Origin of the sequence: Aliivibrio sp. 1S128 (genome assembly GCF_001691065.1) — a bacterium.
GTDB lineage: Bacteria > Pseudomonadota > Gammaproteobacteria > Enterobacterales > Vibrionaceae > Aliivibrio.
Genome location: NZ_MAJV01000148.1, coordinates 1 through 571 on the forward strand (window position 1 = coordinate 1; position 571 = coordinate 571).

Consider the following 571-nt stretch of genomic DNA (forward strand, 5'->3'; position numbering starts at 1 on the left):
GTTGATGCATTTGTTATATTAAATTTTAATGAGATAGCCAAAAGGTGATTTTTTGTATGTTATCTCTATAGAAGAATAGAGCTGACTTTCCGCATACATATTTGGTGAAGCACAAAGATTTCCGTTTATAAAGTCATTACCCAGAGACAACTCATAGCAACTAATGCTATTCCGATAATACTTGGTTTCTTTGCTCTCAACAGTAACTACTGTCTGCATTACAAAGTCTGAAAAATTGTACTCTATCCAAGCAAAAGTTGGGATTGAAAATAATATGAGTAGAGTGCTTGGAAAAAGTGAAATTACTGCTTGCTTCAGATAGTAACCTCTTATTTTTCTTAATTTAACTTCCACTATAGTTACTATGACAATTACACCTGAAAATGTCAGAGCAAATATAGCTGATTTATAAGTATAAATAACAGGAGGGCTAGAGACTACAATTGAAATAATGGTAAGTATGCATAAAGCTAAAAGAGAGCAGCTGAACACATAGCTTGTTTTTTTATTCGAATTACTAACATTCATACTTACTGTCCCTGTAAATATTTAATATAACGCTGGCATAACA

The 571-nt window shown here is 31.9% G+C and carries 1 protein-coding gene; it reads right to left on the minus strand.

The window, feature by feature from the left end:
* Positions 1 to 18 precede the first annotated feature (18 nt).
* Positions 19 to 528: a hypothetical protein gene (locus A6E03_RS18255; RefSeq protein WP_065601464.1), complete on the minus strand. Its 510-nt coding sequence runs from the start codon at positions 526 to 528 to the stop codon at positions 19 to 21.
* Between the last annotated feature and the right edge of the window lie 43 nt (positions 529 to 571).